13 protein-coding genes are annotated in these 14,593 nt (G+C 72.4%); 4 read left to right on the top strand and 9 right to left on the bottom strand.

Translation table 11 applies throughout. From position 1 onward, the window contains the following. Window positions 1-19: 19 nt before the first annotated feature. From ABZS37_RS00190 to ABZS37_RS00175, 4 genes are all read right to left on the bottom strand, one after another. A complete protein-coding gene (locus ABZS37_RS00190; protein WP_355164604.1) occupies window positions 20-2,212 on the bottom strand; it encodes a transglycosylase domain-containing protein in 2,193 nt (730 codons plus the stop codon). Between the two features lie 229 nt (window positions 2,213-2,441). Next, the gene (locus ABZS37_RS00185; RefSeq protein ID WP_354997831.1) at window positions 2,442-3,209 is read right to left on the bottom strand and encodes a hypothetical protein; all 768 of its coding nucleotides are present in this window, start codon (window positions 3,207-3,209) and stop codon (window positions 2,442-2,444) included. A gap of 151 nt (window positions 3,210-3,360) precedes the next feature. Then, window positions 3,361-4,467, bottom strand: coding sequence for an SPFH domain-containing protein (locus ABZS37_RS00180; RefSeq protein ID WP_355164603.1), 1,107 nt, complete (start codon window positions 4,465-4,467; stop codon window positions 3,361-3,363). Between the two features lie 5 nt (window positions 4,468-4,472). Next, the gene (locus tag ABZS37_RS00175; RefSeq protein WP_355164602.1) at window positions 4,473-4,946 is read right to left on the bottom strand and encodes an NfeD family protein; all 474 of its coding nucleotides are present in this window, start codon (window positions 4,944-4,946) and stop codon (window positions 4,473-4,475) included. A gap of 109 nt (window positions 4,947-5,055) precedes the next feature. Here ABZS37_RS00175 and ABZS37_RS00170 point away from each other — a divergent pair, with 109 nt between their 5' ends. Then, window positions 5,056-6,369 (top strand): serine hydrolase domain-containing protein, encoded by a 1,314-nt coding sequence (locus ABZS37_RS00170; RefSeq protein ID WP_355164601.1) that lies wholly within the window; start codon window positions 5,056-5,058, stop codon window positions 6,367-6,369. A gap of 284 nt (window positions 6,370-6,653) precedes the next feature. Here ABZS37_RS00170 and ABZS37_RS00165 read toward each other — a convergent pair whose 3' ends face one another. Further along, complete coding sequence (locus ABZS37_RS00165) at window positions 6,654-7,466, bottom strand: DUF3097 domain-containing protein (RefSeq protein ID WP_355164600.1); 813 nt, start codon at window positions 7,464-7,466, stop codon at window positions 6,654-6,656. A 371-nt stretch (window positions 7,467-7,837) separates the two neighbouring features. Between ABZS37_RS00165 and ABZS37_RS00160 the strand changes: the two genes are divergently transcribed. Then, on the top strand, window positions 7,838-8,632 hold the full coding sequence (locus ABZS37_RS00160) for a hypothetical protein (RefSeq protein WP_355164599.1): 795 nt from the start codon (window positions 7,838-7,840) through the stop codon (window positions 8,630-8,632). Between the two features lie 435 nt (window positions 8,633-9,067). On the opposite strand, the gene ABZS37_RS00155 is transcribed toward ABZS37_RS00160, so the two are convergent. From ABZS37_RS00155 to fabG, 4 genes are all read right to left on the bottom strand, one after another. Beyond that, the gene (locus ABZS37_RS00155; RefSeq protein WP_354978315.1) at window positions 9,068-9,847 is read right to left on the bottom strand and encodes an HAD-IIA family hydrolase; all 780 of its coding nucleotides are present in this window, start codon (window positions 9,845-9,847) and stop codon (window positions 9,068-9,070) included. Between the two features lie 15 nt (window positions 9,848-9,862). Then, window positions 9,863-10,891: a ferrochelatase gene (locus ABZS37_RS00150; RefSeq protein ID WP_355164598.1), complete on the bottom strand. Its 1,029-nt coding sequence runs from the start codon at window positions 10,889-10,891 to the stop codon at window positions 9,863-9,865. Between the two features lie 100 nt (window positions 10,892-10,991). Continuing rightward, window positions 10,992-11,759, bottom strand: coding sequence for an enoyl-ACP reductase FabI (gene fabI / locus ABZS37_RS00145; protein WP_355164597.1), 768 nt, complete (start codon window positions 11,757-11,759; stop codon window positions 10,992-10,994). Window positions 11,760-11,786: 27 nt separating this feature from the next. Continuing rightward, window positions 11,787-12,491: a 3-oxoacyl-ACP reductase FabG gene (gene fabG, locus ABZS37_RS00140; RefSeq protein WP_355030443.1), complete on the bottom strand. Its 705-nt coding sequence runs from the start codon at window positions 12,489-12,491 to the stop codon at window positions 11,787-11,789. A 154-nt stretch (window positions 12,492-12,645) separates the two neighbouring features. On the opposite strand from fabG, the gene ABZS37_RS00135 reads away from it, so the two are divergent. Continuing rightward, window positions 12,646-13,884: a histidine kinase gene (locus ABZS37_RS00135; protein WP_355164596.1), complete on the top strand. Its 1,239-nt coding sequence runs from the start codon at window positions 12,646-12,648 to the stop codon at window positions 13,882-13,884. Continuing rightward, window positions 13,881-14,543, top strand: a complete 663-nt coding sequence (locus ABZS37_RS00130) for a response regulator transcription factor (RefSeq protein ID WP_355164595.1) — start codon at window positions 13,881-13,883, stop codon at window positions 14,541-14,543. Before ABZS37_RS00135 ends, ABZS37_RS00130 begins: the two co-directional genes overlap by 4 nt. The last annotated feature ends 50 nt before the right edge of the window (window positions 14,544-14,593 follow it).

Here is a 14,593-nt window from a genome sequence, read left to right as displayed (position 1 = left end):
ATCGCGGGGGTACGAGGGGTCAGCCGCGGCGGTCGAGCCAGCGTTGCAGGGTCGAGCGGGGATCCTGGGTGGGCTCGCGGTCGGGGACGGTGGGGCGCTCCACGGGACGGCGAGGGTCGCCGGCCAGCTCGCGGCTGGGTGCGACGAACGCCTTCTCCGGCTGACCCTTGACGGCGGTGGCGATGACCCGGGCGACCGCGTCGATCACCTTGGCCTGCACCGCGGAGCCCACCGAGTCGGCCGGGTCGTCCGGGTTGGCGGCGATGCCGGCCACCGCGACCTGCGGGGTGAAACCGACGAACGTCTCGGTGGAGTTCTGCTCCGAGCTACCCGTCTTACCGGCCACCGGCCGACCGTCGAGCATGCTGTTCACACCGGTGGCGGTGCCGCCGTTGCACTGCCCGTACGCCGACTGCTGGCCCACGGGGCAGCGAGCGGCATCGGTCGCGGCGCGGGCGACGTCGGCGTCGAGGACCCGCTTGCAGGACGGCTGCCCGACCGGCACCTTCTCGCCGTTCGCCGCGGTCACCGAGACCACCGGCACCGGTGTGCAGTAGGTGCCCTCGGCCGCCACCGTGGCGTACGCGTTGGCCAGGTCCAGCGGGGTGGTGGCTGCCACGCCGAGGGTGAACGAACCCCAGTTCGCGGCGTTGTCCTTGGCGAAGGCAGCGTCCGAGTCGGCGCGGAAGGTGATGCCGAGCCGCTGCGCCATCTCCACCACCTTGTCCTGGCCGACCTGCTCGGCCAGCCAGACGAAGTAGGTGTTCACCGAGCGGCCGAAGCCGTCCCACATCATCCGGTACCCGTCCATCCAGGCCGGGTTGGCGTTCGCCGGGCACCAGCGGCCGTCACAGCTGCCGGGGCCCTCGGCGGCGTACCGGGTGGGTAGCTTGGCGGGCGCGTCGAAACCGGTGGAGAGGGTACGGCCCGACTCCAGCGCGGCGAGCATGGTGAACAGCTTGAACGTCGAACCCGCCTGGTACCCGTCGACGCTGGCCCCGCCGGAGATCAGCGGGTTGACGGTGTTCGGGTAGTTGGCCTGCCCATTCGGGTTGTCGGCGAGGCTGTAGTGCCGGTTGACCGCCATCGCGAGGACCTGCCCGGTGCCCGGCTGGACCGCCGCGATCGGCAGGGCGCGCTTGTTGTCGTACCCATAGACCTTGGTGGCCTGCTGCTGCGCGGTGGCCTGGACCTTCGGGTCCAGCGAGGTGACCACGGTGTAGCCACCCGAGCGCAGGGCCTGCTCGCGTTCCGCGACCGTGGCCCCGAACGCCGGCTGGGTCAGCCACCACTGGCGCAGGTAGTCGCAGAAGTAGCCCCAGTCGTCGTGGCCCTGGGAGACGGCGGTGCAACCGTTGGGCTGGGCGGTGGGGTGCAGGGCCAGCGGCTCCGTCTTCGCCTGGGCCGCCTGCGCGGCGGTGACCGCGCCGGTGGCGACCATCGAGTCCAGCACGTACGACCGGCGGGCCAGCGCCGCGTCCTTGTCCCCGTCGATCGGGCTGTACGCGTCCGGAGACTGCACCAGGCCGGCGAGCAGGGCCGACTCGCCGAGGGTCAGCTTGGCCGGAGCCTTGCCGAAGTACCGCTGGCTGGCCGCCGCGATCCCGTACGCGCCGGAGCCGAAGTAGGCGATGTTCAGGTACCGGTCGAGGATCTCGTCCTTACCGAGGCTCTTGTCGAGCGCGCTCGCGTACCGGATCTCCTGGATCTTGCGCCCGACGGTGGGGTCGGTGGCGGCGGCGCGCTCCTCGGCGGTGCGGGTGGGATCGGTCTTGAGGACGTTACGCACGTACTGCATGGTCAGCGTCGAGCCGCCCTGCTCGGTGCCGCCGCCCTTGACATTGGCCACCAGCGCCCGGGCCAGGCCGCGCAGGTCGGCGCCGCCGTGGTCGTAGAAGCGCCGGTCCTCGGCCGCCACGATCGCCTGCCGCATCACCGGGGCGACGTCGGCCAACGCGACGTCGGTGCGGTTCACCTCGTAGAACGTGGTGATCAGCGTCTTGCCGTCGTTGGCGTAGAGGTACGACCGCTGCGGGGTGGTCGGGGTGCGCAGCGAGGCGGGCAACGCGGCGTACGACTCAACTGCCGAGCGGGCGGCGAACCCGAGCAGCAGGTTGCCCGGCAGTGCGGCGACTGCCAGCACGAGCCCGGCCAGCAAGCCGGCGAGCAGCACGGTGAACAGCCGCGACAGCGGCGAGCGGGAGGCGGCCATGCTCCCCAGGATTGCCACGAAAGCCGCCAACCCACCACCCTCAGCCCGAGATTGTCAGCAACTTCACCACCCCCCACCAGCCAACTCCCACCAATCCCGCTCCCCCACCCCCACCACGCTGGACTCCGTTGATCATGAAGTTATTGCCACGACACGCCGAGGCCGAGGGCAATAACTTCATGATCAACGAAGTCCGGGTGGGCGCGGGCCACCCGGGGGTGGGGTGGGTTTAGGGGGTTGGGGTGGAGAGGCTGGCGCTGGCTGCGTCGCGGGCCGTTTCGCGGGGCATCAGGCGACCGGAGCGGTAGCCGATGCCGATGCCGGCGATCAGTACGAAGATCGCGCCGAAGGTCTGCAGCGAGCCGATCAGGGCGCCACCCAGGCCGAGCAGCGGCGCGGCGATGATCAGCATGACGCCGTCGCCGAGGCTGAACGTGCCCGAACGGGCTACCGCCCACCCGGTGAGGAACCAGCCCACGCTGTAGAAGGTCGCACCGAGCAGGACCAGCGAACGCGCGGTGGTGCCGAAGACCGGCGTCTGCTCGGCGAGCCCGGCGAACGGCAGCATCAGCACGGTGCCGGCGATGCTGACCAGCAGCCCGGCGGCGGCGATCCGACGGCTGCGGGTCGCGGCCAGCAGCCCGGTGAGGGCCAGCAGCGCGAGCAGGCCGAGCCAGACGGCGGCCACCCAACCGATGAGGTACGCGGCCCGACCGTCGGCCGGATAGGGATCGTTGCCCACCCCGCCGTCGCTGGCCATCGCCACCACGCCGTAGAGGATGGCGTACGCGGGCAGCAGCCACACCGCCGCCCGCGCGAACCGGCGTATCGACCAGGCCCAACTGGCGTTCGTTGCCGGTCCGGCCGGGGTCGGCTCACCCACGAATGGCAGTACGCCGAACCCTCCGCCGGCCCGTCGGGAGCCCAGTGGGCCGGCCGGGTCGTGCGCGCCGGGCACCGGGGCGGAGGACCACATCCGATTCGCCGGATCCTTCATGCGTCACCTCGCTCGTCCACGAGCGGTGCGAGACGCGCCGGGGCGCCCCGATTGCCTGGTCACCACCCGTCCTAGGACCGATCGTGGCAGGCGTCGGAGCGCCCCATGAGTCTTTCTCGCATTTACCCGGCCAGGCGGCCGGTGTACTGGATCAGCCGCGCTCGCGCTGGTCGGCCGGGTCCTCGACCAGGCTGGCCGGGGAGACCGGCTCCGGTGCCGGCAGCCCCTGCGGCTTGTTGCCACCGGTGGCCTGCGCCTCGGCGACGCGTACCTCGTCATGGATCTGCTGCGCGGCGGCCGCCGCGGCCTGCGCCGCCTCCGCGGCCTCGCGCTCGACCTGGCTCGCGTGCTCGGCCGCCTCCGGTGCGGGAAGGTCCCCCACCATCTTGCTCAAACCACCCAGCGCGCCACCCATGCCCTCAAGGGCCTTGGTCAGCTCGGCCGGGATGATCCAGACCTTGTTGGCGCTGCCCTGGGCGATCTGCGGCAGGGCTTGCAGGTACTGGTAGGCGAGCACCTTCTGGCTCGGGTTCGCCTGGTGGATCGCGTCGAAAACGGTCCGGATCGCCTTCGCCTGACCCTCAGCCTGCAGGATCCGGGCCTGCCGGTCACCGTCCGCGCGCAGCACCGCGGACTGCTTGTCACCCTCGGCGGTGAGGATCACCGACTGCTTGTGCCCCTCGGCGGTGAGGATCGCCGCGCGGCGGTCGCGCTCGGCGCGCATCTGCTTCTCCATCGAGTCGCGGATGCTGGCCGGCGGCTCGATCGCCTTGATCTCCACCCGGGTCACCTTGATGCCCCAGCGGCCGGTGGTCTCGTCCAGCACGCCGGAGAGGTGCCGGTTGATCTCGTCCCGGCTGGTCAGAGCCCGCTCCAGGTCCAACGAGCCGATCACGTTACGCAGCGTCGTGACGGTCAGCTGCTCGATCGCCTGCAGGAAGCTGGAGATCTCGTAGGTGGCACGAACCGAGTCGACCACCTTGAAGTAGAGGACCGTGTCGATCGAGACCACCAGGTTGTCCGAGGTGATCACCGGCTGCGGCGGGAAGCTGACCACCTGCTCCCGCATGTCGACCTTGGTACGCACCGCGTCGACGAACGGCACCAGCAGGTTGAGGCCGGGGCTGAGGGTGCGCTTGTACTTGCCGAGCCGTTCCACCACATCCTGGCGTTGCTGCGGCACGATCCGTACCGCCTTGGCCAGAGTAATCACGGCGATCAACGCCACCGCGATGATCAGCACACCTATGACCGTCATCCCGTTCACCCTCTCGCTTCCGGCAGCTCGCCGGCGGAAGAAACATCGTCCTGCCACACCAGGGCGGTCGCGCCCCGGACCTTTATCACCCGAACCCGTTGACCGGCTTCGAAAGTCTGCGTCGTGTCGTACGACCGGGCGCTCCACAGCTCCCCGTCAATCTTGACCAGGCCGCGCTCGGCGTCCACCCGTTCCAGCACCAGCGCGGTGGAGCCCTCGATCGCCTCCACGCCGAACGGCTGCTCGCCGTTCTCCAACGCGGACCGGCTGTGCCGCCGGATGACCGGGCGGACCACCACCAGGCTCAGCGCCGAGACCACCGCGAAGACCAGCGCCTGCACGGCCACCGGCGCACCCAGGGCGGCAGCGCCCGCGGCGGCGAACGCGCCGACCCCGAACATGATCAGAAACAGGGTCGTCGTGAAAATCTCGGCGACCGCCAGCACCACACCCAAAACGATCCACACCACGGCGTCCACACCGCAAGGGTGACACGTTAATGCACGAGCAGCCCACCCGTGATGATCAGTAGGCTCGGCGAAGCCACCGCCGTCCACCGAATCCGACCGGCTGAACGAGGAGATCCCCTTGACGCTGCTGCCCGAGACCACCCGCAAGATCGACACCCGGGTCGCCCAGGCACAGGCCGACGGGCACGCCCCCTCGCTGGCGCTGGGCGTGGTCCGCGACGGCACGCTGGCGCACCTGGCCACCGCCGGCGAACACCCCCACCCGGGCGTCGACCTCCAGTACCGGCTGGGCTCGATCAGCAAGACGATGACCGCAACCCTGATCATGCAGCTGCGTGACGCCGGGCAGCTCACCGTCGACGACCCGCTGGAGGCACACCTGCCAGGCACCGGCGTCGGCACGCTCACCTTGCGCCAACTCCTCGGGCACGCCAGCGGCATCCAACGCGAACCCGAGGGCGACTGGTGGGAGCGGGTCGCGGGCGTCGACCTGGGCACCCTGCTCACCGGAGTGACCGCCGACAAGATCGCCTACCCGCCGCACGCCACGTACCACTACTCCAACCTGGCGTACGGGCTGCTCGGCGGCGTCCTCGAACGGCTCACCGGGAAGCCCTGGGCCGACCTGCTCAACGAACGGATCCTCACCCCGCTGGGCCTGCGCCGCACCACGTACGCGGCCACCGAACCGTTCGCCCAGGGCTACGTCGTCCACCCCTGGCACGACACCCTGCGCGAGGAGCCACGTACCGACACCGGGGCGATGGCGCCGGCCGGGCAGCTCTGGTCGACGATCGAGGACCTGGGTCGATGGGCGGCCTTCCTCGCCGACCCCGACCCGTCGGTCCTGGCCCCCACCACACTCACCGAGATGTGCTCCCCCGTGGTGATCAGTGACCTGGAAGCGTGGACCCACGGGCACGGTCTCGGGCTGGAACTCTTTCGGGAAGGCAACCGGGTGTACGTCGGGCACGGCGGCTCGATGCCCGGCTACGGCGCCTCGCTGGCCGTGCACCGACCCAGCCGCACCGCCGTGGTCGCCCTGGTCAACGCGTACACCCTGCGGGGCGTGCACCTCGGCGCGCTCGGGCGGGAACTGCTCACCCTGATCCTGGACACCGAACCCGCGCCAGTCACCCCGTGGCGGCCGGCCGCCGCCGCGCCGCCCGCCGAACTGGCCGAGCTGACCGGCCGCTGGTGGTGGATGGGCACCACCATCGAGGTGTACGCGGACGCCGCTGGCGACCTGCGCGCCGGCCCGGTCGGAGCGCCGAACCTCCACTTCGTCGCCGAGGGCCCGGACCGCTGGCGGGGCCGGGCCGGCGGGCAGGACGGCGAGATCCTCACGGTGCGCCGCGACGGGCAGGGCAGGGCAGTCGCCCTGGACATCGCCACCTTCGTCTACACCCGCACCCCCGACCAGGAACCCTGACCGCTCGCCCACTGTCCCGGGCAGGTCCGGCTCGCCCGCTTTCGCGGCAAGATCCGCACAGAATCATGGATGTAGTGGCCTCCGCGGGTCGACGAGGCCACTACATCCCGGAAGTTGTGCGGATCTTGCGCGGCGCGGGCAGCGCGGGCGGCGCGGCGCGGCGCGGGCGGCGCGGCGCGGGCGGCGCGGCGCGGGCGGCGCGGCGCGGGCGGCGCGGCGCGGGCAGCGCGGCGCGGGCAGCGCGGCGCGGGCAGCGCGGCGCGGGCAGCGCGGCGCGGGCAGCCTCAGGCCGGTTCGGTGACGAAGTCGATCAGGCGTTCCATGGCGTTGATCAACGGGGTCTCCACGTCGGCGAAGCTGTTCACCCGGGACAGGATGTGCCGCCACATGTCGGCCGGCTCGGCCACCCCGAGGGCTGCGCAGACCCCCTCCTTCCACGGCCGCCCCGGCGGAACCACCGGCCACGCCGCGATGCCCAGCGCCGCAGGCTTGACCGCCTGCCAGACGTCCACGTAGGGGTGTCCGGTCACCAGCACGTACGGCGAGTTCACCCGGGCCACGATCCGGCTCTCCTTGCTGCCGGGCACCAGGTGGTCGACGAGTACGCCGAGTCGTCGGGTCGGGCCGGGGCCGAAGTCGCGCACCTCGGCATCGAGGGCGTCGATGCCGTCCAACGGCTCCACGACCACGCCCTCGATCCGCAGGTCGTCGCCCCAGATCCGCTCGACCAGCGCGGCGTCGTGGATGCCCTCCACCCAGATCCGGCTGGCCTTGGCCACCTGGGCGCGAACGTTGTCCAACGCCACCGAACCGGACGCGGTCCGCCGGCGGGCCGCCGGCACTGGTGCGCGGGGTGGGCGGCGCAGAGTCACCGGGCGACCGTCGAGCAGGAACGCCGCCGGCAGCAGCGGGAAGTTGCGCCGCTTACCGTGCCGGTCCTCCAGCACCACGGCCCCGGCCTCGAAGCCCACCACCGCGCCGCAGAACCCGGAGTCGGCGTCCTCCACCACGAGATCCGGTTCGGCGTCCACCTCGGGGGTGACCTTCCGCCGCCGCCAGTCCCCCGCCAACACGTCCTCGCCGTATCGCCCCGCCATGTCGATCACGCTAACCCCGACACCGCCGCCCACGACCCCGACACACCGCCCCACCCGTCACAGCCCTGGCTCGCCGCCCACGACCCCACCACATCGCCCCATCGCCCCACCGCCCCACCGCCCCACCGCCCCACCGCCCCACCGCCCCACCGCCCCACCGCGTCGATCATGGGCTTGTGGTGCCTCACGGAACGCCATGAACCAGCAGGGATCGGCCACCACAGATCCATGATCAACGTGGGCGGAGGGCAGTGGGTGGGCGGAGGGGGCAGGAGCGGCCGGGAGTGGGGCGAAGGGGGCAGTTCGGGGCAGGCCGGTCAGCCGGAGCGGCAGTCGAGACAGGGCCGGTCGTGACCACGTACCCTTTCGGCATGTCCACCCCCGCAACGGGCTCGGTCACACTCGCGCCGCGCCGGTCGAGCCGGTTCGTTGCCTGGGTGCGCGCGTGGCGCGCTGGGTTGGTGCCGTACGACGAGGTCGCCGACGCCATCGCCGGCGACGAGGAGCACCTCGTCGCGGACGCACCCGGCACCTGGACCGACGTCCCGCTGAGCGCCGCGCTGCCCACCCTGGCCAAGCTCTCCCCGGACGACATCCGCCTGGTGCTGCCCGCGCCCGGCGATCCCCGAGGGCTGCCCGGCCCTGGCGACTTCGCCGGTGCCGCGCTGGTCACAGGCGAGGCGGTGGTCGCCGGCGGGCTCGGGTTGATCCCTGAGGTGCGGTTGCACACCTCCGGCTCCGGGGACTGTTTCGAGACGGTGCTCTGGCGGGTGTACCCGCTGCCGGCCAACGCGCCGGCCGCCTCACTCTCCCTGCCCGGTGCCGCTGAGGCGGAGGCCGAGTTGGCCGCCGCGCTGGCCGAGACGACCGCCGCGCTGACCCGTCTCGACGTGGCCCAGTGGCGGCCCGAGCTGGCCGGCGCGCTGGCCGCGCTGCGCCGCCCCGACGGCACCACCGACCTGCCACCGGGCTTCGACCCGCGAGCCCGCCGGCTCTTCGCCCGGGCCGCGGTGCTTGACCGGGTGCTCGCCCTGGCGGGGCACGCCGCGCCGGGCGGCGCGATCAACAACTATGAGGCGCAGCAGCGGGACGCGGCTCTCCGCCCACTCACCACGGCCTGTCGCCAGGCGCTGGTGGCTGCCTGCAACGCCCCACTGCGCCCCTGACTCCACACCCCACCGCACCCACCGCCGCGCCACACCCCACCGCCGCGCCGCCGCCGCGCCCCGCCGCGCACCGCATCCCAACGCCGCGCCCCGCCGCCGCACCGCACCGCATCCCACCGCCGCGCCCCGCCGCGGCACCGCACTGCCACACCCCGCCGCACCGCACCGCGCCGCACTGCCACACCCCGCCGCACCGCACCGCACTGCCACACCCCGCCGCCGCGCCGCGCAGCCGTGCCGCGGTTCGCCGCGGCGCGGCCAGACGTAGGCATGATCGTGCTCGATCCAGGATGTAGTGGCCTCCGCGGAGGAGCGTGGGCACTACTTCCTGGTTACAGCGCGATCATCACCGAGCCGGCCACCGGCATCGGCACCCGCACCGGCACCGGCAGCCGGCAGCCGGCAGCCGGCAGCCGGCAGCCGACCGCGCGACGATCAGACCTCGTCGAGCAGGTCCGCGACCGAGTTGATGATCCGGGACGGACGGTACGGGTAGCGCTCCGCCTCGGTGCGGCTGCTGATCCCGGTGAGCACCAGGATGGTCTCCAGCCCGGCCTCCAGGCCGCACAGGATGTCGGTGTCCATCCGGTCGCCGATCATCGCGGTGCTCTCCGAGTGCGCGTTGATGGTGTTGAGCGCTGAGCGCATCATCATCGGGTTCGGCTTGCCGACGAAGTACGGCTCCACCCCGGTCGCCTTGGAGATCATGGCGGCGACCGAGCCGGCGGCGGGCAGGGCGCCCTCCACGGACGGGCCGGTCACGTCCGGGTTGGTGCAGATGAACCGGGCTCCGTCGTTGATCAGACGGACCGCCTTGGTGATCGCTTCGAAGCTGTAGGTGCGGGTCTCGCCGAGCACCACGTAGTCCGGGGCGAAGTCGGTGAGCACGTAACCGACCGCGTGCAGCGCCGTGGTCAGCCCGGCCTCCCCGATCACGTACGCGGTGCCGCCCGGCCGTTGGTCGGCGAGGAACTGGCCGGTGGCCAGCGCGGACGACCAGATCGACTCCTCCGGCACGTCCAGCCCCATCCGGCTGAGCCGAGCCGTCAGGTCACGCGGGGTGTAGATCGAGTTGTTGGTCAGCACCAGGAACGGCTTGCCGGAGGATCGCAGCCGGCTGATGAACTCCGGTGCGCCGGGCACCGGCTGGCCCTCGTGCACCAGTACGCCGTCCATGTCGGTCAGCCAACTCTGCACGGGTTTGCGGTCATGCATGATGATCCTCAGAGGTCAGGGGCGGCGGGTCGGCACACAGCAAACGGTGGGGCAGGTGTCCCAGATCGGCAGCTCGCCGAGGCGGCGGCGCAGCTGCGCACCGTCCGGGTCGGTTCGCTCGGTGACCAGCTCACGCACCATGGTCACGAAACGGGGGTCGGTGCCCGGGGTGGCCGCCCGTACGAAGTCCAGGCCGAGCTGCTTGGCCGTCTCCAGCGCCTCGGTGTCCAGGTCCCACACGACCTCCAGGTGGTCGGAGACGAACCCGATCGGGCTGACCACCACGCTGGTGGTGCCGCCCTGCGCGAGGGTGGCCAGGTGGTCGTTGATGTCCGGTTCCAGCCATGGCATCTGCGGCGGGCCGGAGCGGCTCTGCCAGACCAGGTCGTACGCCAGGTCGGGTGCGGCGGCCGCGGCCACCAGCCGGGCGCTCTCGTGCAGCTGCGCCTCGTACCGGCCGCCGTGCGGGCCTGCGTTGGCCGCCATGGAGGTGGGGACGGAGTGGGCGGTGAAGACCAGCCGGGTGGTGTCCCGCTTCGCCGGGTCGAGTTGGCCCAGGGCCGCCCGGACCGCGTCGGTGTGCGGCTCGACGAAGCCGGGGTGGTCCCAGAACTGGCGCAGCTTCTCGATCACCGGGGCGTCCGGGCCGACGGCGGCCCGCGCGGCGGCGATGTCCTCCTGGTACTGCCGGCAGGACGAGTAGCCGCCGTACGCGCTGGTGACGAAGGCCAGGGCCCGGGTCACCCCGTCGTCGCGCATCTGGGTCACGGTGTCGGCGAGCATCGGGTCCCAGTTGCGGTTGCCCCAGTAGACGGGCAGGTCGAGACCGTGCGCGGCGAAGTCGGCCCGGACGGCGGCCAGCAGGTCACGGCACTGCTGGTTGATCGGGGACACCCCACCGAAGTGCTGGTAGTGCTCGGCGACCTCGGCCAGCCGCTCGGGCGGCACGCCCCGGCCCCGGGTGACGTTCTGCAGGAACGGCATCACGTCCTCGGGCCGCTCCGGGCCGCCGAAGGACACCAGCACCACCGCGTCGTACGACATGGGGTCATTCTTGCCGGTCGGCCCCGACCATCCGGCGACGCCCCCTGGACCGGACGCGTGGGTCACGCGTCCGGCGGTCGGGGGCGTCGTCGGAGGAGCGTCAGGAACCGATGGCGTGGTAGCCGCCGTCGACGTGGACGATCTCGCCGGTGGTGGCCGGGAACCAGTCGGAGAGCAGCGCCAGGCAGGCCCGGGCGGCGGGCTCCTGGTCGGTGAGGCTCCAGCCCAGCGGGGCCCGCTCGGCCCAGGCGTCCTCGAACTGGTCGAAGCCGGGGATCGACTTCGCGGCGATGGTGCGCAGCGGCCCGGCGGCGACCAGGTTGCTGCGGATGCCCTGCTTGCCCAGGTGCAGCGCCAGGTAGCGGGACGCCGACTCCAGGCCGGCCTTGGCCACGCCCATCCAGTCGTAGACCGGCCACGCCTTCGTCGCGTCGAAGGTCAGGCCGACCACCGCGCCGCCGGGCGACATCAGCGGCAGCGCCGCCATGGCGAGCGACTTGTACGAGAAGGTGGAGACGTGCAGGGCGGTCGCCACGTCCTCCCAGGGGGCGTCGAGGAAGCCGCCACCCAGGCAGCTCTGCGGGGCGAAGCCGATCGAGTGCACGACACCGTCGAGCCCGTCGACGTGCTCGCGGACCCGGTCGGCAAGGCTGGCCAGGTGCTCGGTGTTGGTGACGTCCACCTCGATCACCGGCGCCGGCTCGGGCAGCCGCCTGGCGATCCGCTCGACCAGGGAGAGCCGGCCGAAGCCGGTCAGCACGACCTGCGCGCCGTTCTCCTGGGCGAGCTTCGCCACCGAGAAGGCGATCGAAGCATCGGTGATGACACCACTGACGAGCAGCCGCTTACCGGTGAGCAGTCCGGACATGCAGGGTTTCCTCCGTACTCAAAAGGGTTAGTGGCCCATGCCGAGGCCGCCGTCGACCGGGATCACGGCGCCGGAGACGTACCCGGCGCTGTCGGAGGCCAGCCAGGTGACCACCCCGGCGACCTCGTCCGGGCTGGCCATCCGCCCGGCCGGGATCGACTTGCGGATCTCCGCCTTGCGGTCCTCGGGCAGGCCGGCGGTCATGTCGGTGTCGATGAAGCCGGGCGCCACCACGTTGGCGGTGATGTTGCGGCTGCCCAGCTCCCGGGTGATCGAGCGGGCCACGCCGACCAGACCAGCCTTGCTGGCGGCGTAGTTGACCTGCCCGGCACCGCCGGCGAGGCCGACCACCGAGGAGATGAAGATCATGCGACCCCACTTGGCGCGGAGCATCTTGCCGGAGGCCCGCTTGGCGACCCGGAACGCACCGGTGAGGTTGGTGTCCACCACGCCGGTGAACTGCTCCTCGGTCATCCGCAGCAGCAGCGTGTCGGCGGTCATGCCGGCGTTGGCGACCAGCACCTCGACCGGCCCCAGCTCGGCCTCCACCGCGGTGAACGCGGCGTCGATCGAGGCCGCGTCGGTGACGTCGGCCCGTACGCCGAACAGCCCTTCCGGGGCCTCGCCGCTGCGGTGGGTGACCGCCACCCGATCGCCCTGCTTGGCGAAGGCCTGCGCGATGGCCAGGCCGATTCCCCGGTTGCCGCCGGTCACCAGCACGGTACGGGCCACGGTTCCCCCTTGCTCAGCTGATCTCAGTCGCAGGCGAGCCTAGGCGCTACCGACAGGTAAGCGCTAACGGGGACCGCGTCAGACTGGGGTACGACACCGGGATCAACCCCTGGTGGCACGCCCTTACGAGGCGTCGGCCCGTAGCCTCCCGGTGGTGAACCGGCAACCGATCGTCGTGGCCCTGCGGGCCCTGCGGCAGACCCTGCTGGGCCCCGACGCCCCGCCCGGCCGGCCGCTGGCGGCCCGCTGGCCCAGGCTGGCCCCTTACGCCGCCCCGGCCGGGCTGCTCGCCGCGCTCGGCCTCTTCTCGATCACGCTGACCGTGGAAAGCGAGTGGGCCCTGCCGATGCCGGTCGCGGTGCTGTTCGCGGCGATGACCGTGGCGCCGCTGCTGGCGCTACCCCGGCGTCCGCTGCTGGCCTGGCGGCTGACGGTGCTGGCCCTGCTGATCTGCACGTTCAACGCCCCAGCCGACCAGGCCTGGCCGTGGACCCCGCCTCTGGCGCTCGGGTCGATCGCGGTGCTGGCGGTGGTCGTCGCGCGGGTCGACCGGCCGGTGCTGGCCTGGGTGGTGACGATCAGCACGGTGCCGGTGTTCGCCCTGGTCCATCCCGCGAACCGGGTCCCGGTCCTGCTGCTGCTCGGCGCGCTGGCGATCGTCGGCGACCTGATCCGGCGTAACCGGCTGTCCCGGCGTGCGCTGGCCGCGCAGACCGAGCTGAGCGAGCGGGAGCAGGAGCGCCGCGCGGTGCTGGAGGAACGCACCCGGATCGCCCGGGAGATGCACGACGTGGTGGCCCACCACATGTCGCTGATCGCGGTGCAGGCGGAGACCGCCCCGTACCGGCTGACCAACGTGCCGGCGCCGGCAGCCGCGGAATTCGTCGCCATCGCCGCCTCGGCCCGCGACGCGCTCAACGACATGCGGCGGCTGTTGGGGGTGCTGCGCAGCGAGTCGACCGGTCCGCAGACCGCTCCGCAGCCGGACCTGACCGACCTGGGCGCGATGGTGGACGCGGCGCGCCGAGCCGGCATGCCGGTGACCCTGGACGCCGGGCCGGTGGACGACGGACAGGTGCCCGCGCCGGTCGGGCTGGCCGCGTACCGCATCGTGCAGGAGGGCCTGGCCAACGCGGCCCGGCACGCGGCCGGGGCCGCGGTGCGGGTCACCGTCCACGCCGATCAGTCCACCCTGGGGGTACGCGTGCAGAACGCGCCGCCCGACGACGGGCGCGCCCGGCCGGAGACCGAGTTGGACGCCGGGCATGGGGTGACCGGCATGCGGGAGCGGGCCACCTCGTTGGGCGGTACGTTCAGCGCCGGGCCGCTGCCCGACGGGGGTTACGCGGTGGCGGCCGAGCTGCCGTACGACACGGAGAGCGGGGACCGATGATCCGGGTGCTGATCGCCGACGACCAGGCGATGGTCCGGCAGGGCTTCGGCGCGCTGCTCGCCGCCCAACCGGATCTGCTGGTGGTGGGTGACGCCGCCGACGGTGCGCAGGCCGTCGCCGCCGCCCGCCGGCTCGACCCGGACGTGGTGCTGATGGACGTGCGGATGCCGGTGCTGGACGGGCTGGCCGCCACCCGCAAGCTGCTCGGCGACCGTTCGGCGCAGCGCCCCCGGGTGCTCATCCTCACCACCTTCGACCTGGACGACTACGTGTACGAGGCGCTGCGCGCCGGAGCCAGCGGCTTCCTGCTCAAGGACGCCCCGGCAGCCGACCTGGTGCAGGCGGTGCGGGTGGTGGCGGCCGGGGACGCACTGCTCGCCCCAGCGGTCACCCGCCGGCTCATCGCCGAGTTCGCGGCCCGCCCGGACCGCCGCCGGCCGCGCCCCACCGACCTGGCCGGGCTCACTCCACGAGAGACCGAGGTGCTGCGGTTGATCGCTCGGGGCCGCAACAACGCGGAGATCGCGGGTGACCTGGTGGTGGCAGAGCAGACCGTGAAGACGCACGTCGGGCGGATCCTGGCGAAGCTGGGGCTGCGCGACCGGGTCCAGGCCGTGGTGCTGGCCTACGAGACAGGTCTGGTGGCAGCCGGCGAGTAGCACCGTGGAGCCAGCCCACGAACGGCTCCCCGGGACGACGACCGATGGCC

The organism is Micromonospora sp. NPDC005413, assembly GCF_040606435.1.
GTDB lineage: Bacteria > Actinomycetota > Actinomycetes > Mycobacteriales > Micromonosporaceae > Micromonospora.
The sequence above is the reverse complement of the archived record's forward strand: the minus strand, read 5'-3'. Positions and strand labels throughout refer to the sequence as shown.

Excerpts from the sequence above, each read along its gene's own strand:
- ABZS37_RS00160 (WP_355164599.1), top strand. The coding sequence starts at position 7,838 with ATGTCCACCCCCGCAACGGGCTCGGTCACACTCGCGCCGCGCCGGTCG.
- ABZS37_RS00190 (WP_355164604.1), bottom strand. The coding sequence starts at position 2,212 with ATGGCCGCCTCCCGCTCGCCGCTGTCGCGGCTGTTCACCGTGCTGCTC.
- ABZS37_RS00150 (WP_355164598.1), bottom strand. The coding sequence starts at position 10,891 with ATGTCGTACGACGCGGTGGTGCTGGTGTCCTTCGGCGGCCCGGAGCGG.
- ABZS37_RS00155 (WP_354978315.1), bottom strand. The coding sequence starts at position 9,847 with ATGCATGACCGCAAACCCGTGCAGAGTTGGCTGACCGACATGGACGGC.
- fabI (WP_355164597.1), bottom strand. The coding sequence starts at position 11,759 with ATGTCCGGACTGCTCACCGGTAAGCGGCTGCTCGTCAGTGGTGTCATC.
- ABZS37_RS00185 (WP_354997831.1), bottom strand. The coding sequence starts at position 3,209 with ATGAAGGATCCGGCGAATCGGATGTGGTCCTCCGCCCCGGTGCCCGGC.
- ABZS37_RS00180 (WP_355164603.1), bottom strand. The coding sequence starts at position 4,467 with ATGACGGTCATAGGTGTGCTGATCATCGCGGTGGCGTTGATCGCCGTG.
- ABZS37_RS00130 (WP_355164595.1), top strand. The coding sequence starts at position 13,881 with ATGATCCGGGTGCTGATCGCCGACGACCAGGCGATGGTCCGGCAGGGC.
- ABZS37_RS00165 (WP_355164600.1), bottom strand. The coding sequence starts at position 7,466 with ATGGCGGGGCGATACGGCGAGGACGTGTTGGCGGGGGACTGGCGGCGG.